We start from the raw sequence: 18411 nt of genomic DNA, 5'->3' as shown, positions 1-18411 counted from the left end.
TATTAGCAAACCTTAAATGTAATGATTTTTTATTAACCGCATTATGGCTTTTGTTTCAATTAATTTCCATCAAATGTGCTTGTATGCATTAAATGAGCCGAAATTATCAGGAAAAATAGCCAAATCGATAGGGGAGATGGGGGGAAGAAATCTCAAAAAGATGATTATCTTTGAAATTAGATTGTTTTATAACGCCAGCTCATCCATGAATAATAAATTAATCTATTCCATTGTTACGAATAATTATGATACTGTAAAACCGGCAATAAAACACCCTGATTTTGATTTTTGGCTTTTTACGGACAATGAAGATTTAAAAGTACCTGGTTGGGAAACCAAGCCCTTACCAAAAGCTGAAAATCCCATTCGACAGCAAAGAGGAATCAAAATCAATAGTTGTTTGCATACAGCAGATTATAAGGTAACAATTTACATGGATGCCAATATTGAAATCATCAAAGATCCTGCAGAATTTTTAGCAAAACATTATAAGGGAGGTTTTTTGACCACAAAGCATCCAAAACGTTTTTCAGTCCAGGAAGAAAGCGAAGAAATACTCAGAAAGAATAAAGATTTGCCATCATCCATTAGCAAAACTTTGGGTTACGCAGAAGAAATTGGGTTTAAAGATGAACAGGGACTGTTTGAAACCATGATTATCGTCAGGGATAAATCCACCGAAGTAGCAAAGCTCGAAAAACAATGGAGCCATATTTTGGAAAACTATTCACACCGGGATCAGCTTTCATTGCCGATAGCCAGTTTTTTGACCGGCGTCAAAATAGATGTAATCCCCAGGACAGAAACTTTTAAATATATGAAGCGAACCCGTGGCCATAACATTTCCTGGAAGTTCCGCAAAAACGGGCATCAGAAGAAATTTCAAATCTCCAATATCTGGCATCAGTTGAAGCTGAAACTAGGGGTATAAGCAATGTTGGTTTTTTGGCAAAAGAGGAAAGGGGTCGGAAATGGGATAGGTATCAGAAAACTCTATTTAACATAATGTAAATTATATAACAATATAGGTTTTATTGCTGCTGGCTCTGATATCTGTCTATTTCGATTATATTCTGCCAGTGCACGATCCAATCGTACACCTTGCCCTAAGCCGAGCAACTATTAATAGTTTTCAGCCCACCGGCTTTTCCGCTCTGGCGGAATCGGTCAAACCCTTAGCAAGAGATCCCGACCCTAAGCCCTGAGATTTGCATATATGAAAGTTTCATGGACAATTGGTCGAATGTCTTTTATCTGTGTTCGCTAAATCGCTCAAGCCACTAGGCTCATACTTTTCCATTGATGAAAAGTATGAAATAATCTAGACAGAATATAGATTCTACTTAACATAATATTAAGTGAAGTTCGATTTTACTTCTTCCCATATTGGTCCGGTTTTTTTCATTCTGGATGGGTTTTTTTTGTTCTTTACCCACATCGCTCTTTTGCTATCAAGTTTTGGCGGCATCATGGCCTGTTTTCATACAGCATCCGCATTGGTCGCTATCGGTTCGGTGTTTGTTCAGTCCCTTATGAAAAGGGACTTTTTTGGTCATCCCCCACCTTTTCATTTTTGGTAAAAAAAAATTGAAATCTGCGGTAGGGATTTTTAGGACTTTATGGTTTTCTGATTGAACACAAAATATGAAAATCATGAAAAGAACAATTTTAATTGCTTTAATAGCTTTTTCAGCTGTACTAATTCAAAGCTGTGGAGAAGATGAAACCATTCCTACTGATGCTCAAGCAAGTTTTGAAATGAAAGCAGTGACCGGTACAACAGGGTCAACTAGTGGACGAGTGGCTAATACCGGATACACTTTTACTGAAGTATTTGCTGGAGTTACCGAAATCGAATTGGAAACCCTTGAGGAAGACTTGGAAGAAGAGGAAAATGGTGAGGATGAAAATGAAGAGGTGGAATTTGAAGGGAATTTTGTCATCAACCTTCTTACCGGAACCAGCGATCCTGATTTTGGACTTTCCGAGCTTCATGCAGGTGTTTACCAGGAAGTGGAAGTAGAATTTGATAACATACTTGAAGGTGATAAAACCCTAATTGTGAATTTCAACTTCACTCCTGAAGGTGCTACGGAACCAACTTTTGTTGAGTTCTCTACAGCAGAAGAATTTGAGCTTGAAATTGAAAATGAAGCCGGATTTGTTTTAGACGGAGGCACAGTAAACGCGATACTTGTTACGCTAGACCTTGATGTACTCTTTTCTTCTATTGATTTTAGTTCGCTAGTTGCTGATGAAGATGGCGTGATCAGAATCAATGAAAATTCTAATAGTGACCTTATGCAGGAAATTGTAGAAAAGCTTGAAGTCGCACTAGAGGCTGAAGATGAAGATGATGAGGACGAGGAAGAAAGTGATGACGATTAATAAAGACCTTTTACGATACATCTAACTCCAAATAATTAGGACTACATAAATATTTGGTGGTGATTTGGGCCTTCGGGCTCTTTTCTTTTATACAGCGTTTAAAACTTATATGAGATTCGAACACTCACATTGGGGGTAATACCAAGTGCTTTTTGATTTACCTGCGACAATTCTCCATCCTCTGTGATGCTCGACAAAGTGTTAATGATGTTTTCACGGTTGGTAAGATTCCAAACGGCAATCCCGCAGTTACCACTCCATTTATCAGATATATCAAATCTATACTTAGCCGAAAAATCCATTCGGAAATAGTTATCAAGCGTCATTGCATTAGGAAAGTCATAGACAATCTCATCATTGGTTTTGTCAATTCCTTGCGGCTCAGTAAAGGGCACACCACTTCGGTAATTCACGCCAGAGGAAAGCTCCAGATTGTTTAATTGGTAGGTCAAGCCAACCGACAATGCATGGGAAATATCAAAGTTATTTCTAAACTCCTGGGGGACAAGATCAGAAAAAGTATAGTCACTATTTAGGAATGAATAAGTAAGCCAGCTATCTAAATCCCCAAAACTTGGATTGACTAATAGCTCTATCCCATGTGACACGTAGCTACCAAAAGTCCGCTCAAATTGGAACTGATTCAAGAATCCCTGACTTGCTGTTACTACACCATCTACACCCTTTATAAAACCCTCCAAAGAGACCAACAAAGATTTCTTTTGATAATTTACCCCAACAGAAGCCTGTCTACTGGTCAAAAGTGGAATATTCTCACCATTAACAAGTTCCCATTTACGATTCTCAACACCCAAAAAATCAGTTTGAAAATCCACTACTTGTACAGTCGTTTGACTTTTTGTTTCCACTAAAACTTCCAAAGAAAAAGGTCCTCCAAGTTTTTTTAATATTGTAAGTCGCGGCTCAATTCTGTACTTGTTGAGCTTATCAAAATAATTGGCACGGATTCCTGCAGCTATAGTTGTGTATGTTTGTAGATGTGCATTGCCTTCCACATATAAGCTTGTAGTTCGAAGTACTTCTTTGCTCAAAGAACGAAATGCGGGTAGATTGATGCCCCTGAAATTACGAATCCCTGTCTCTACTAGTTGAACCCCAGCTTCCACATCCCACGTGTCATTTAAAAAGTACGAGCCTTCTGCTCTTATCGCTGTTTCCAGCACTTCGTTATCAAGGATATGTTCTTGTCCGGTCAGTACGTCAAAGTTTACAGATTCTTGTTTGTAGTTCATGATCGATGAATACAGCGTGGATTTGAATCTATCTGACCACCGTTGTTCGTAAGATAGAAAGCCAGCTATTGTACCCTGATCGAGATTGCTAACTTTAGATTCTACCCTATTTTGGCTACCAAACTACTTTCTTCATAGCTAATGCCATTTTCAAGGGCCATAATACCGCCCTTGATATCTGCAGTCGAGGATGGTTTGTAGTTTGCATTGAATGAAAAATCATAAAAGCTGAATTTTTCATCTGAGTTGATCACCTGAGAGTTGGGGTTATTAATGACATCAGAAAATCGAAACGCCCGATCAAAGTATTGATCATAGGTAGGTGTATTAAATATACCTCCAATCGATTGCCTCGATGCGATTAATAAATGAAGCTTATCTATTGGTACTTCGAGAAGTACATCACTATTGATCAGGTTACTGCCAGCATGTGCTGTGATCTCGCTAGCACTTTTCTTTTTTGTCTCTACTTGTATGGTACCGGACACCCCTTCTCCAAGTCGTGTAGGTGTACCATTCTTTGTAAGGGTGGTTTTTCCAATGATATGAGGGTTGATCGCTGATATCAACCCAAAAAAATGACCTGTTTGGTAAAGTCTTAGCCCATCCCATAAAATAAGGTTTTGATCGTTTGATCCCCCTCTTATATTAATATCTGTGACTGTTTCATTGATACTTTGAATTCCAGGAAGATTTTGCAAAGTGAAAAAGATATCCGGCTCAGTCAAGCCCGGAAGCATGTGGGTGTTTTGAACGTCCACTACAGTTTCTCCATTGTCTCTCTTATCAATTCCCCTGGTGATATAGTTCTTAATGATAACTTCTTCTAACCGTTCAATTGATGGGATGAGGTAAAATTTCATGCACTCATTTGACAAGTTATCAAAACTTAAAACCTGATCTTCATAACTCACATGACTTATCTGAATAGCAGAGCGTATTACTTCATTTGGTAATTCGAAATACCCATTTTGATCTGAGGTTGTTGAATTTTTTTGACTGAAAATTAACGCATCGGACACAGGGTTTCCATCATCTTTATCCAATAGATATCCACAAATTTGTACTACTGTTTTTCGTCTTCTGATGGAAATAAAATTCTTATCAAGCTTAATGAAATCAATTGCAATCTGACCCTCCAGATTATCAAGAGCTTGTTCCAGGTCTAGGTTATTTCTAGGCAGCTGGACCCGTATGCTATCAATAGTCTGATCCATGTAAGAAAAACATACAGGGAACTGTTCTTCTAGTTGATCCAGTACATCACGCAGAGGTTTTTTACCAATACCCTGAGCATTACTTTCCTCTAACAGGAAAAAAGCAAAAAATAGAATCAACCATATTTTTGGATTATTCCTTCCCACCCGTGATTAGTACTTTACCATCCTTTTGTTGATAAAGATAACCGGAAGGTATAGTAACAGCGTCAAGTGCTACGTCAAGGTCATCGTTTGGAAAGCTACCTGTAAAGGTAGCTTTTAGATCAATGTCTTTTGTTTCAATAACAATCTCATATTGATTTTCTAGCTCCTCCAGCACTACATAATATTGGGTTCTGAAAAAGGAACTTTGACCGTTTAACCAATCAGGTTTATAGTCTATATTAAGATCAAATTTCTCTTCGCCACTAGAAGCCTCACGGTAGCCGTCACCGGCAATAAGTGTCAGGTTTTGTCTTGAAGTTTCCACTCCGACTTTCCCTTCATAACATATTACTTCGTAGTAATCACCACGTTGTTTCACATTAAATGAAGTACCCAATACGCTTACTGTTCCATTTGAAGTAGCCACTTCAAACGGAGAACCCTTTTTAACCTGAAAAAAACCTTCACCTTTTAGCATCACTTGACGGGAAGTAGCCCATTCTTCTGTTTCGTAGACCAACTCAGATCCTTTATTTAGGGTAACTATTGAAGAGTCCGGCAAATAATAAGCTTTTAAACCTTCAGATAGCTTGACGGGCTGAGTGTCTGATGATGGTCCAAGAAGCAAAAAACCAATGACAGAGATAAGAATGACAGAGGCTGCAATCCCGACCCAACGTTGATGCCAAGACACCTTAATCACTTTGGTTTGTTTGTTGTGTGATGAATGAAAGCGCTCCAATTCCCCTTCAACAGAATAGTCTGGTGGCGTTGCGACACTCAGACCAGCCCATATTTTTTCCAGTTGGGCAAACTCATCAGTCTTCCTGAGAAGCTTTTCATCCGCTTCTGTAAGCTGATCAGTCAGCCATTTCCTTATGAGTTCTTCGTTTTTCATGCTCCTTCTTTTCAAAAAACCGAAATGTCCCCTATTTCCCTACCGCTCATTATTATTTATTTACAAAACGTTTCCAAGTTTCTCCCGCAAAGTGTTCATTGCTTTATATAGTCTTTTCTCTACAGCCTTCTCTGAGATGCCCAGCATTTCAGCAATTTCTTTCTGTTTCTTGCCTTCTATCCGTTTCAATAATAAGGTCACCCGTTGTTCCTCCGGAAGTTCCTGAAGGGCCCGATTCAACTTGTCCTCAAATTCAGATTCCTCCATTAAATACAGTGGGTTCTCCACGCTAATCTCATCTACTTTCAGATAGGGCTGATGCTTTCGTGCCGTATTTTTCTTTGACAAAATGTTTTTCATCAAATTATTGGCAGACACGAAAAGAAATCCTCTCGCCTTTTCAATAGTTACTTTCTTACAATTATCCCACAGTTTTCCAAAGACCTCTTGAACAAGGTCCTTTGCTTCGTCCTCATCCTGATATTTGAAATGCAGGAAATTAAACAGGTCCTTGGCATTATCCCCAAAGACCTGATTGAATACCTTCTCTTTACATACGTTATCACTTTTTTCCATTTCTCGCTACTGAATCAGCATCAGTATGATATTGTTTTCAAACCTATTATAATTACAGTTTCATAACCCAGACTCGAAAGTAAAATAAAAAAAATATTTTCGGTCGGTTCGGTAGGGATTTTTTTAGGTTTTCTGTTTTTTAATTGAAATGAAGCATACACTATCCATATTGGTAAAGCTCTTGATTTTAGGTATCAGCTTAATGGCTTTGGCTAGTTGTCAGGATGAAATTGAACCTGAAATAGAAATAGATATGGATGGGATCATTTCAGATGATCCCGTGGCGCAATCAATTGTAGCTGTTTCGACGAAAGATGGCTCTGCAGACAACATCATTGATAGATCAAGCTGTACAACGGTCATATTCCCAATCACAGGAATTTTCGAAGATGAAGAGCAGGTGTTCGAGGCTTTGGAAGAAGTAGAAGTTCTTGGAGCAGGAGCATTAGAAGTAGATTGGATATATCCTTTCAATGTCATCATATTTGACCATTCAGAAATAACCTTGAATTCTGAAGATGAGCTTGAAGCTATACAAGATAGCTGTATTGAGGGAGGAAGTGATGCAGATAATGAATGCATTGATTTCATTTATCCTTTCACCATTCAGGTTTTTGACACACGCACAGAAAATGTAGCCTCTCGGCAAATATATAGTGATCGAGAAGCATATAACACCTTTATATCACCTGACTTAATTACTACCATTGAATTTCCCGTCAGGATGATTGATGCAATGGAAAATACGCTGGAAGCTTTCTCGAATGAAGAGTTGACCAACATTATAATTAATGCGGCTAATTCATGTGATGAGCAGGACATTATAGAGTTTGAAGAAATTTTTGAAGATGAGTTAAAAATGCTTTTCACATCGACCGATTGGGAAGTAAGTTTCTATGAATCAGATGGTGTTGAGAACACCTCACTTTTCTCTGGCTATACCCTGCGATTCAATGAAGACATGACACTCCAATCACAAGGTGAAGAGGGCTTAGAAGGCGAGTGGGATATCGAGTTATTGGATACCGGAGAATCAGTTTCCATTGAATTCGATACGGAAGAGGAGCCACTATTTCTATTAAACGAGAACTGGACAATAACAGATCATAATCAGACACAAATCACTCTGGAATACCAAGACATTGAGGAAGGCACGAAACGACTACAGCTTTCATCGATTTAAATTTTAAACAAAAAGGACAATTAAAATGAAACAAACAATGAAGTACACGGTAATTGCATTACTTGCTTTTGCATTGGTGTCATGCAGCGATGATAAGGATGGAACAAACAGCCCAACAGTCGCATTTAGTTTTAAAACTAATACATCTTCGATAAACGTTCCTGCAGGTAGAGTTCAGGCTAATACCTTGGAATTTACATCTGGGACTATCCGACTCTCTCGAATTGAATTTGAAGCAGAGACGGATGAGGCTGACTCTGTAGAAGTAGAAATTGAGCGTACCATAGAAATTGATTTCGCAACTGGTGAGACCTCTCCGAACCTGGATAATTTGGTTTTTGCTATGGGTACCTATACTGAGGCACGAGTTGAATTGGAGATTCTGGATGAGAACAGTAATCCGTCAGTGGTAATTGAAGGAACATTTACCGACGCTGAAAATGAAACACATCCAATCCGCTTTGAATTCAATTCCGGAGAGACATTCGAAGTAGAGAAAGAAGGAAGGATTGTTTTTGGCGAAGGAGCCAGTGTTTTAGCTGAGGTTACTTTTGATCCAGGCGTATGGTTTGCAGGAGTGACCAGAGAGGAGCTTTCAGCAGCAACCAAGAACAATGATGGAGTAATCGTAATCAGCGAAACCAGTAATGCAGAGATCTTTGACATTGTTGTTGATGGACTAGATTTAGCTACAGAGGTCGAAATAACATTATAGTTTTCTATATTTGATTTTAATAAAGAGGGTCTGGGTAGTTAAATCCAGACCTTTTTTTATCCTTTTTTGGACATTACCTTTTGGGTAGGTCTTTCGGTAATACACTATCCTTTGCCTCTCTATCCCTAACACATTACCTACCCTTATTCCGCACACATTCACCACTCTTGACGCTAATGGTCAGCACAGGACCTTCCCGCCTGTCCTTCATCCCCCAGCCGGTCGCCCTCACTGCGGCATGGTGATTCCTCAGAACGAGCCGCATAGACAAGGTGTATCCTAACGAAGGTATGGCAAATCGATTCAGCTTTCAAGTGGAGAGATTCACGAGGGGTTGTGCAGCAGCCTGTGCGTTTAAGTAAAAGAGTGTTCCAGCCCCTTCCCTCCTAATGCGTATAATTTTCCCTCCCTTCCTGAAAGCATTAATCCCGCCCCTGAACCAAAGCTATATTAACATAACGCAGGCCATTATATAACATTTGAAGGGGTTCCCGCAATACGAGAGCTTTTAACATAAAACCAGTTATCATCACATTAGTGTGATAGCGTTTGGCTTTATGTTAATGGTATCGCAATCATCATCCAAAATACTCTCCATCACTGACTTTTTCCAGCCAATTGACCACTTCTCCATTTATTTCTTCATGGATGGCAATATGACTCATGGCGTTATTTGGACTTGCTCCATGCCAATGTTTTTCCCCAGGTTCAAACCAAATCACATCTCCGGGCAGGATTTCTTCTACAGGTCCGCCTTCCCGCTGGATCCAGCCCAAACCTGATTGCACAATCAATGTTTGTCCTGCAGGATGCGTATGCCAGGCAGTCCTGGCACCCGGCTCAAATGTCACCAACGCACCGGCAGCTTTCGTGGCTTCTTTTTTAGCAAATAATGGATCTATACGCACATTTCCGGTAAACCATTCCACTGGCCCTTGCTTTGATCCCTGGGTTCCATTTCTGATTATTTCCATAGTTTAATTTTTATCTAAAATCTCATTTCTAACATCTAATCTGAAGCTGAATACAAATCAAAACTGCTACCAATCCTTCTTACCCAAAGTTATTGGGGTTTCAAGGTCCTCAATATAACTAAACAGGTATTTTTCATCCAAAACTTTCCAGATAATCATTACCAGGTCATTATACCCAATGTAGCCCCTAAAATAATAGAAAAGGGATAAATTACTGAAATTAATCTCCTTGCTGTTTAGTTCAAATCCATAAAATGTGTATTTTTGATCTATGACAGATATTATCAATTAACAATACAAAAAGCATTTAATATTAACTAATACAAATGCCTTACCCCAAAATCATATAAGATTTTGTCAAAAAAAATTCTAACTTGGTTTATTATCCCTTTTTTTGTTCAAAAAAAACTAAGATACTTTATTATTTTATGAAAGTACATAATTACATATTTAGTGCAGTGATTCCTCTATTTTTTATATTTATTATTTCATGCTCAAAAGAAGGAGACCCAATATCCTATGTTAAATTTGGAGATGTATCAGTAAATGGTTTTAAATCAAAGTTTAAAGAAGAGGGTCTACTAGAAGCTGTAAATATCCAAGATGAAGATTATGATTCAATTACTTATTTCTACCTGGATGGTGACCCTAATTTAAAAACTACTTTGTGGGAAAATCCAGATGGTTATGAGTTTGATAATTTTTATTCAGCTAAGTTGAATTTTGGATCAGACTCTATAATGTTCTTTGATAAAAAGATATTTCGTCCTGGTAAAGGTGAAATATCCGAATTTAAACTTAACAGAATAATAAACCTCTACAAAAAGTGGTATGGAGAACCAAACCTTTCATTTTTAAATTCTATGCACCATTCTGAAATATCTAAAGTAATAGCATTGTATGAAAAAAGTCAACAGAAGTCATTAAAGGGAAAACTTGCTAATTCTATTAGTGCCAGGAGCGGTAAAAATTATTTTATTATTTGGGAATTGGAAATGTATAATGTAATGATTTCATACAGGAGTAATTTTGCTGATAGTAGCTTCAATAACGGATTCATTAAATATGAAGCATTAAATTATGATAAAATAATTGATCAGAAAAAGGAAGATATAAGAGCGAATGCCTCTTTAAATGATTATATCTATATGAACTTAAATCTAAATACGTTTACACAAGGACAACCCCCTTTTACAGATAGATTAAATTTATACATTTATAGTTTAAGGCATAATCTTCCAGAAGAGTCAAGAAATATTCGTAAATTTAAATTTGATGTAATGTTTGAAGATGAATATGGGGATTTGATCTTAAAAATTAATGATATAGATTTTGACCCTGACTCTCCTTTGAAATCTCCAATTGATGGGTTGATTTTTACAAAATCAGGTGGATATACGATATTTATGGATTTTAATAAAACACATGAAAAGTATAAGGATTTTGAGAAATTGAGAAAATTAAGAGAAAGAAAAATTAGTAATGGAAATTTTGATGATATAAAGATAAAGTATAAGGTAACCTCCTTAATATTCGAAGATGGTGAAGTATTAAAATAATCAAAGGTTCACCAGCTAAGCAACCTTACTTCTAGAAAAAATAAACGAGATCCCGCAATACAACTGGATTTCCATCGCTTAACACTTGACCCTTAACATTAAAACTTTCCCAGCTTCAAACCTTCCATCCCCCTCCCCTTTCCAAATCCCGACATTTTCCTTAATTTGTTTTTTAGTTTTTAAGTTTTTTAGCACCAAGCCTTATGACAAATTCAACTTCCCGTAATATCCATCAAAGACGAAATATCAAGCGTTTCCCCAAGATGCCGGCCATCAACATGAACAGGGTGCCGACTGGTCCCAAAAGAAAATCTCCTTCCTAGAATAAAAAGAACCCGTAGAAGAGTATATCCTCCGTCAGGTATCTGAGATTCTCCATATCCCAGAGGAACCCTTCCGGAATTTTGATGAAGAGCAGGCGATGAATATTATTGCTAATACTTTTCATGCCAATGATAGTGCCACCGGATTCATTTATAACAACCATCCTACATTCCATCCTATTGATAAACTGGTGCAGCTACATGAAGAAAAGATGGCATTGTATGAAAGGATGCTGAAGGAGAAGGATGAGATGGTGGCGAGGTTGGAGAGGCTGATTTCAGGAAAATAGTTCATTATTACCTAACAAGACTAAATAAATTAAAACTAGTTATGGAGATACCCAAATTCAATATACCAGACTTTTCGAGATTAATCTCCAAAACACAAATGCCCACTCAAATCATGAATAATTTTACCCCCCCACAAATGGAATGGGAAGATGGAGTAATGGTAGAAGTAAAGGAGATTTCTTCATTAAATTTTTTAGAAAAAGTATATAGCGATCCGTCTCCTCTAACTCTAGGTAGCCCAAAAAAAACAACAAGAGTCTCGGGCAATGTTGAATTTGATTTAAATAAGTATAATAGAAAATCACTTACCCTAATAAATTTTGAATTCACAGGAGGTGTATCTTTTTCTGGAGATCATAAAAAGAAATTTAATCTTGGGGAGAAAATCATTCTAAAGGACTGTAAATTATTTAAACCATTAATATTCAATAATTGTGTATCTGACGACACTAAACCTGAAGATTTTAGCCAAAAATCTGGCGCAATAGAGATTATCAATGGATCATATATTCTCCTTCGCATTTCAAAATGTGTTTTCCCTTTCGGTGTAGATATTTATGCTGAGGAAGGAGAAAAACTAGAAATAGATTGGTTTGAAAGTCATTCAAACAATTTTTCTAAAGCAGGATATAATTTTGAAAATGTAACATTTAAAAGTAAGCTGGATATTACTGGAGATACCATTAAAAATATTGGGGTTGATTTCAGAAATTGTATTTCGAAATGCCAAACAAGAATTTCTTCTGTGAGTTCTCCCACAATTGCATTTGTTGGTACTCATTCAATTTTTGAAAAGGATATTAGAATCTGGAATGGTGATCTTAATGCTTTGATTTGGAATGATGGAGATTACAATGGAGAAATCAATGTTTCCGCAATTAAACTTGAAAAGTCACTTTCTATAATTGGATCAAACTTTAATGATAAATTTCAATTTCAAAGAAAAGATCCAGGTTTACAAACCGTTAACTTTAAATTACCTGAGGAAATATGGATTCAAGATTCACAATTTAAAAATGGGATTGAATTTCATGGTGATAATATCAAAACTAATAATCTTAACATTGTCTTTTCCGAAAAATCTTCTGGCGTTATTGATTTTCGAAATACATTTTTCAAACAAGTAACTTTAAAAGGCAATAACTTTAACAATTCCCTTTTTCTTCGGGATTGCTCCTATGATAAACTAATATTGACTCATTTATTTAATAAGTCTCTAATTTCATTTAATAATAATAACCCAGAATTAAATGATGGGATACCCAAAGAATTTCTCATTCAAAACTCTAATCTAGGTAATACAGAGTTTTATGATTTTGATTTTTCAATCTATCCAGTTGTTAGAGTTATTGATTCTAGATTTGATACCATTTTTATCAACGGAGTAGAATGGTTTGAACCTCAAAATTTAGAAGTGGATGAAAACGAAAAAGATAATACAAAAATTCTTTCTCAAAAAAGGGAAATATATAGACAGCTAAAACTTGCAGCCGAAAAACAGTCCGACAGAATAACTACATTACTTTTTAAGGGAAGAGAAATTCAGATTCATGATAAGTATTTAAGATCGAAAAGGAAAAAAGGCATAAACTTGATAGCCCTGAAAAACAACCTTTTATTAATCGGATAAAAAAGGCCAAGCTTGCTAGTACTATTAGTCGATTTAGTAATTACATTAAATACCAATCTGACAAAATCAGCATACTCTTGGGAGAAACCAACGATCATGGTCAAAACTGGATAAAGCCTCTCCTTTGTATTACATTGATTTCTACTGGAATATTCCCTCTACTTTTTATTATGGCTGATCCTGAAATTAATTTTTGGCCTGACTTCTCATATGATGGTTGGAACTTTTTTTGGGCTAAGGTCTCAGAACACGGATCTGTCTGGCCTCAGCTATTTAACCCTACCCGAAGAGTTTCCTTTCTCTTTGGAGCAATCGAACATCCATTTTGGGTTTATTTCCTTGATGGTCTCCAACGTATCGTACTGGCTTTCTTTATATTCCAAATCGTTTCTGCATTCAGGAAATTTGTCAAATAGGACTAAAACACAACATCAAACCAAAGCCTTCTCCAACCTTAACTTCCACTTTTCCCAATCGGGCATTATTTCGGATTGAAGCTTATAAAAGGCTTTGCTGTGGTTGGGATGGATCAAGTGGCATAGCTCGTGTATGACCACATACTCAATGCATTTTGATGGGGTCTTGATGACCTCCGGATTCAGTATTATCCTTCCTTTTGGGGTGCAACTCCCCCAACGTTTGTTCATCCGCTTTACCACTAAAGGCGGATCTTGCGGAATACTGTAATTGCTGAATTTTTTGACCGATTCGGCGATGCAGGTGTTAAATTTTCTCTTGGCGTGCCTGTAATACCAATCATTCAAAAGATGTTTTACCAACTGATTGTTGTTCTTTTCATGGGCAAAGACCATCAACTCCCCTCCCCTGTTACATCATTCTTTCTTCCTGTAGCTCATTACATGCTTCCTGTTATACAGGGAGACAATTTTGATCTACAGGGAGCACAACTCACCCTACAGGGAACCCTCATATTGCTACAGGGAGGGTAATTCACTTACAGGAAGCTATTGATATAGCATTGAAAATGCAATGATTTAAAATTCCCCTTGGTAATGGAATTAAAAAAGCCCTTCCGATTGAAAAGGGCTTTTTGATCTTTGGAAAAAAGACTGACTTAATCTGAAATGATATCCTCTGTGCTTTTTTCTGTACGGCTTCTATTAAGCTTACGATAGTAGGCACTGGTAAAGCCTTTCAGTTTTTCGGGATTTTTACGGAATACATATTTGCCCGTGTCCCGAACTTCATCCACAGCTCTTTTCAGAAGGGTATAAGCTTTGTCCCGAATGATTTTGGCCTCATTGTTAGTGGCGCTTTCACCATTCATTTGGGCCAGGAACTTGGACATTTCGGAGGCTGAAGCCTCGGCCATCTGCAGTTTCTCTACACTTACCCCTATGGCTTGAAGCAAGGACAAGTTGGCATTGCCCAGGGCAGCCAAATCACTCAGGTCCTGCACCATATCGGCATGGCTTGTTCCATCCTCTACCTGCTGGACTTTGGCCAGAAGATCGGGGCGTTTTCGGAAAGCAAAACGGCAATCAGCTTCCAGGTCATTTTTCAACTCAAAGGCTTCAGGAGATTTTAATTCCCATTTTCGGCGGGCTTCTTCCTGAGTGTTAAATTCCTTCATCCACAGGGACTGTGCATAACGTAGGGTTCCGGCCAGTTCCGGAAGCCTGACGGCCAGTTTCCAATCCATTCCGGCTTTCTTCATGGCCTCTTTTTCATCTTCAACCCATACCGCAAGGTCGGCAGCTTCCTGGACATAAATATCCACTGGGATAGCTGGTTCTCTTACTTCTTCATTGGGAATGTCATTGAGGTCCTCAAGGCATGATTCATAGTTTTCCTTAGACATAACAAAATTAGGTTTAGTTAAAAAATCATTTATTCTTAAACCCAATATTATCAATTGTTTATGTCAATACCGCAATTAGGGTATTTTTTTACCTCTCAAATCCTATTTCAAATAGCTAAAATCTAATCTCTAGCGTCCAAAACCAATCTGGATGCAGAATACAAATCAAAAACGGCCACCAGTCCTTCCTGCCCATAGTTGTTGGGATATCGTTCATAACTCTCTAGTTCCTGAAGTTCTTCAATATATGCTGGCTTATATTCTTGATCCAAAACATCCCAAATAATCAATAAATAGTTATAACAAATCTTTTTATCGTGGCCTTGTTCCAGCCAGTTTTCAAAAAGTGCTTCATCAAGAGGTTTGGGGTAATCCGGACTTTCGAACATATTAAAGAGATATAGCATTAAGGATAATTCCGGAAATTTAGTCATCTCTTCCTCTTGAGCCAAGAAAGTCTTTCATTCAATTTCCAAGGAAATATCAATTATTTAAAGGGGTTACCTATCCTCACTTGGCACCTCAGGGTAGAAAAAGAATAAATAAATAGCTTCTACAGGAGGATTAGAAGTATTTCCCTAACTTTACTGCCCTTTTATAAACGAAAAAGATATGACCGAATTTCCTCCCTGCCCAAAATGTGGCTCTGAATTTACCTACCCCATGGACTTGTTACTGGTTTGCCCAGAATGTGGTTATGAATGGAATCCTGATGAGATTGCCGAGGAAGAAGAAACTGGACTGGTGGTTAAAGATGCCAATGGGACAGCACTTCAAGATGGCGATAGCGTGATTGTAGTGAAAAATCTGCCCGTAAAGGGTTATCCCCAACCTATTAAAGCAGGAACAAAAGTCAAAAATATCCGGCTGACCGAAGGAGACCATAATATTGATTGCAAAATTGAGGGTTTTGGGTCTATGGCATTAAAGTCGGAATTTGTCAAAAAAGCATAATTATCTGACGGTTTCCCACATGGTATACCAGAAAACAGGAGACTTGGACCGACTGTCAAAGGTTAATAAAATGATGGTATGCAATTGATTTTTCCTGATAAAAATCCCCATGTATCTTTACTATCCTAAATTTCGTCTAATAGAATATGCAGGAAACCTGGAAATTCCATATTAAAAAATTAGGCCCTGAGGCTAGCAAAAAAGAATGGAAATCAGCCATTTGTCAATCTCTTAAGGAGGAGCAAAAAGAGCTGGGTATTTTTTTGTCCTACTTTTTCCGGCCAGATGGTGCTGTGGTGGAAGAAGTTGAGTTGGCAGGTAATATCCATTTTGAAACGCCCACCAGTGGAAACTTTAAAGTTAAATTCCGACTGATTTTTTATAATGCCTGTTTAAATATCCATGAAAAAGAAAAGGATAAATTAACATTATCATTTACGGTCGATCCTGAAAAAAATCAAATCACCTTAATCAGTCCTTATGTTCCTGAAAGAGGAATGGATGATATTTAGATTAGAATTTAAACGGTTTGCTCTGACCACCTATTTTAAAACTTCCTCAAGTCCTTCTATTATCCCTTGATAATCATACTGAAGGTCCTCATGGAGGTTGTTTTTTATTTTTTGAATCTTGTTTAATTGCATTTGGTACAAGTTTTCAATGACAGGATGTGCATAATCCAGATATCCATGCTGAGCAAGTCCCTTACAGAAAAATGCAATCAACTCAAGCTGGACCGTTTTGTCCTTGGTGAATTTTAGGTATTTATTGAGTTTCCGCCGGATGGATTGTGCAGATTTTTTTGCAAAATGGGCACGGTCCATATTGGCATTTTCAAATGCAGCCTGTAACTCTGCTTCCACCATTTCCTGAAAAAACCCTGGGTTTTCCCGGCCAAAGACCTTAAAAAACAGAAATTGCTTATTATCCGTGGTGAACTTTGCCGTTTCCATCAACAAGGCAATAAGCTCCTCTTTGGATAAAAAAGAAACTTCTTTTTTTATAGCAGAAAGACTGGGGAGTTTCATGGGAAGTTTGCAGAAAACAGGTTTTAAATAATCCTAACTTAATCCCTTGATTTGGACATTAAAATGGATTGTGTTTACAAATGTGACCATTATCAGTTGATTTACAACTTGGTGCTATAAAATTCCCTGGTTTTATTCCTTCCATTTGTATCTCCTAAAATAAAAGACCATCACTATTATTGGATAAAAACAATCAGGCACTTTATATTGCTTGCTTATATTTATTCCTAAAGCCATTTGTGAAAACAATTTAAATAAACCTTTAATAACAACATGGAATTACCTATCCTTTTTGAAGATGATTTTTACATTGCCATTAATAAGCCGGCAGGGCTTTTGGTTCATAAGACCAGTCTGGCTATGGATGCCGAGCCGGTATATGCCATGCAGCTCTTAAGGGATCAAATTGGACAGAGGGTTTATCCCATTCATCGGATTGACCGCCCTACTTCAGGAATTTTGTGGTTTGCCAAATCTCCTGATGTGGTAAGGGTTTTCCAGGAATTATTCTTGGACAAGGAAATCAAAAAATATTACCTGGCAATTGTAAGAGGATATACTAAAGAGGAACAGGGTCTTATAAATCAACCCTTAAAGAAAAACTTAAATAAGGATCTTCAGGAAGCACAGACCGAGTACCTGCGGTTAGGTCAAATAGAAATTCCGGAAGCTTCCTCTCCCAGGCATTCCACCAGTCGTTATTCTTTGGTTAGGGCTTTTCCTCATACCGGTAGAATGCATCAGATCCGCAGGCATTTTGCTCATGAGCGGAATTATATCATTGGTGATAAGACTCATGGAGACAACAAACAAAACCGCTTTTTTAGAATGCATTTTCAAATGCCCAACATGTTGCTCCATGCCTGGAAAACCCAAATGAACCACCCAGTCACAGGAAAGGAAATCCATGTAGAAGCCCCTGTTCCCTCCTATTTTAATAAAATTCTCAAGGAATTTAATTGGGAATCACTGGTCCATGAGGTCAAATATGACAGTTGACAGTCGAAGGTCGACTGACGACTGCTTTGAGCAATTTCAACTTTTTAAAAGGATTGAAATAATTATTTCAATGATTTGATTATCCGCTTTTCTGCAAGTACTTGCAAATTAGTTCAACCCCTAATGGGGTTGGCTGTAATATTCATTTTAGCCCTCCCCGGGTTTACACCCGAGGTTATTATTGTTGAAGCTTTAACAGGCTTCAAATTTTAAATTTCCCTTCCCTCGAAGGAACAGGCTTTGAAAACTGATTTTTGAATTAACCTAGACTAATTATTCACTTAACTTCCAGTATGAAAACAATAACGATGGATTCATGGAATAAAGGAAAATTCCCTGAAAGGGAATAATAAATTTAGCCCAGGGCCAAGCTATTGCTTGCCCTGGGTTAAATAAGCAAATGAAGTTTCCTGCATTAGCCGCTGGCACTTTCAATGGAGAGAAAAAATTTCCG

Annotated in this window: 20 protein-coding genes; 11 read left to right on the top strand and 9 right to left on the bottom strand. The window is 37.5% G+C overall.

All coding sequences use genetic code 11. The annotated features are described in order from the left end of the window. Positions 1–205: 205 nt before the first annotated feature. Positions 206–931: a glycosyltransferase domain-containing protein gene (locus QWY93_RS15880; protein ID WP_290249386.1), complete on the top strand. Its 726-nt coding sequence runs from the start codon at positions 206–208 to the stop codon at positions 929–931. 722 nt (positions 932–1653) lie between these two features. Further along, positions 1654–2388, top strand: a complete 735-nt coding sequence (locus tag QWY93_RS15875; protein ID WP_290249385.1) for a DUF4382 domain-containing protein — start codon at positions 1654–1656, stop codon at positions 2386–2388. Between the two features lie 98 nt (positions 2389–2486). Here the strand turns inward: QWY93_RS15875 and QWY93_RS15870 are convergent, their stop codons facing one another. From QWY93_RS15870 to QWY93_RS15855, 4 genes are all read right to left on the bottom strand, one after another. Further along, positions 2487–3641 carry a TonB-dependent receptor domain-containing protein gene (locus QWY93_RS15870; protein WP_290249384.1) on the bottom strand — a complete coding sequence of 385 codons (1155 nt, stop codon included), beginning with the start codon at positions 3639–3641 and terminating at the stop codon, positions 2487–2489. A 101-nt stretch (positions 3642–3742) separates the two neighbouring features. Continuing rightward, positions 3743–5005, bottom strand: coding sequence for a TonB-dependent receptor (locus tag QWY93_RS15865; RefSeq protein ID WP_290249383.1), 1263 nt, complete (start codon positions 5003–5005; stop codon positions 3743–3745). Then, complete coding sequence (locus QWY93_RS15860; protein ID WP_290249382.1) at positions 4992–5903, bottom strand: FecR family protein; 912 nt, start codon at positions 5901–5903, stop codon at positions 4992–4994. The genes QWY93_RS15865 and QWY93_RS15860 overlap by 14 nt, the downstream gene beginning before the upstream one ends. A 60-nt stretch (positions 5904–5963) precedes the next feature. Further along, positions 5964–6479, bottom strand: coding sequence for an RNA polymerase sigma factor (locus QWY93_RS15855; RefSeq protein WP_290249381.1), 516 nt, complete (start codon positions 6477–6479; stop codon positions 5964–5966). Positions 6480–6627: 148 nt separating this feature from the next. On the opposite strand from QWY93_RS15855, the gene QWY93_RS15850 reads away from it, so the two are divergent. Then, a complete protein-coding gene (locus QWY93_RS15850) occupies positions 6628–7662 on the top strand; it encodes a hypothetical protein (protein ID WP_290249380.1) in 1035 nt (344 codons plus the stop codon). Positions 7663–7687: 25 nt separating this feature from the next. Continuing rightward, positions 7688–8377 (top strand): hypothetical protein, encoded by a 690-nt coding sequence (locus QWY93_RS15845; protein WP_290249379.1) that lies wholly within the window; start codon positions 7688–7690, stop codon positions 8375–8377. 578 nt (positions 8378–8955) lie between these two features. Here the strand turns inward: QWY93_RS15845 and QWY93_RS15840 are convergent. Then, positions 8956–9351, bottom strand: coding sequence for a (R)-mandelonitrile lyase (locus QWY93_RS15840; protein ID WP_290249377.1), 396 nt, complete (start codon positions 9349–9351; stop codon positions 8956–8958). A 428-nt stretch (positions 9352–9779) separates the two neighbouring features. On the opposite strand from QWY93_RS15840, the gene QWY93_RS15835 reads away from it, so the two are divergent. From QWY93_RS15835 to QWY93_RS15825, 3 genes are all read left to right on the top strand, one after another. Next, positions 9780–10910, top strand: a complete 1131-nt coding sequence (locus QWY93_RS15835; protein WP_290249376.1) for a hypothetical protein — start codon at positions 9780–9782, stop codon at positions 10908–10910. A 421-nt stretch (positions 10911–11331) separates the two neighbouring features. Continuing rightward, positions 11332–11523: a hypothetical protein gene (locus tag QWY93_RS19775; protein WP_353959659.1), complete on the top strand. Its 192-nt coding sequence runs from the start codon at positions 11332–11334 to the stop codon at positions 11521–11523. Positions 11524–11636: 113 nt separating this feature from the next. Next, positions 11637–13154 carry a hypothetical protein gene (locus tag QWY93_RS15825; RefSeq protein ID WP_290249374.1) on the top strand — a complete coding sequence of 506 codons (1518 nt, stop codon included), beginning with the start codon at positions 11637–11639 and terminating at the stop codon, positions 13152–13154. Between the two features lie 431 nt (positions 13155–13585). Here the strand turns inward: QWY93_RS15825 and QWY93_RS15820 are convergent, their stop codons facing one another. Beyond that, a complete protein-coding gene (locus tag QWY93_RS15820) occupies positions 13586–13918 on the bottom strand; it encodes a M48 family metallopeptidase (protein ID WP_290249372.1) in 333 nt (110 codons plus the stop codon). Here QWY93_RS15820 and QWY93_RS15815 point away from each other — a divergent pair. Then, complete coding sequence (locus tag QWY93_RS15815; protein WP_290249812.1) at positions 13826–14104, top strand: hypothetical protein; 279 nt, start codon at positions 13826–13828, stop codon at positions 14102–14104. The two genes, QWY93_RS15820 and QWY93_RS15815, sit on opposite strands and share 93 nt — an antisense overlap. Positions 14105–14229: 125 nt before the next feature. Here the strand turns inward: QWY93_RS15815 and QWY93_RS15810 are convergent, their stop codons facing one another. Both QWY93_RS15810 and QWY93_RS15805 read right to left on the bottom strand, forming a co-directional pair. Beyond that, the gene (locus tag QWY93_RS15810; RefSeq protein WP_290249370.1) at positions 14230–14976 is read right to left on the bottom strand and encodes a hypothetical protein; all 747 of its coding nucleotides are present in this window, start codon (positions 14974–14976) and stop codon (positions 14230–14232) included. Between the two features lie 122 nt (positions 14977–15098). Further along, on the bottom strand, positions 15099–15410 hold the full coding sequence (locus QWY93_RS15805; RefSeq protein WP_290249369.1) for a hypothetical protein: 312 nt from the start codon (positions 15408–15410) through the stop codon (positions 15099–15101). A gap of 178 nt (positions 15411–15588) precedes the next feature. On the opposite strand from QWY93_RS15805, the gene QWY93_RS15800 reads away from it, so the two are divergent. Both QWY93_RS15800 and QWY93_RS15795 read left to right on the top strand, forming a co-directional pair. Next, positions 15589–15930 (top strand): zinc ribbon domain-containing protein YjdM, encoded by a 342-nt coding sequence (locus QWY93_RS15800; RefSeq protein ID WP_290249368.1) that lies wholly within the window; start codon positions 15589–15591, stop codon positions 15928–15930. Between the two features lie 146 nt (positions 15931–16076). After that, entirely contained in the window at positions 16077–16442 is a 366-nt protein-coding gene (locus QWY93_RS15795) for a hypothetical protein (protein WP_290249366.1), read from the top strand. A gap of 30 nt (positions 16443–16472) precedes the next feature. Here the strand turns inward: QWY93_RS15795 and QWY93_RS15790 are convergent, their stop codons facing one another. Further along, positions 16473–16958: a hypothetical protein gene (locus tag QWY93_RS15790; protein ID WP_290249364.1), complete on the bottom strand. Its 486-nt coding sequence runs from the start codon at positions 16956–16958 to the stop codon at positions 16473–16475. Positions 16959–17231: 273 nt separating this feature from the next. Between QWY93_RS15790 and QWY93_RS15785 the strand changes: the two genes are divergently transcribed. After that, complete coding sequence (locus tag QWY93_RS15785; protein WP_290249363.1) at positions 17232–17957, top strand: pseudouridine synthase; 726 nt, start codon at positions 17232–17234, stop codon at positions 17955–17957. Positions 17958–18411 lie beyond the last annotated feature (454 nt).

Origin of the sequence: Echinicola jeungdonensis, from assembly GCF_030409905.1 — a bacterium.
GTDB classification, from domain to species: domain Bacteria; phylum Bacteroidota; class Bacteroidia; order Cytophagales; family Cyclobacteriaceae; genus Echinicola; species Echinicola jeungdonensis.
Note: the sequence above shows the minus strand (reverse complement) of the source record. Positions and strands in the feature narration are given on the sequence as shown.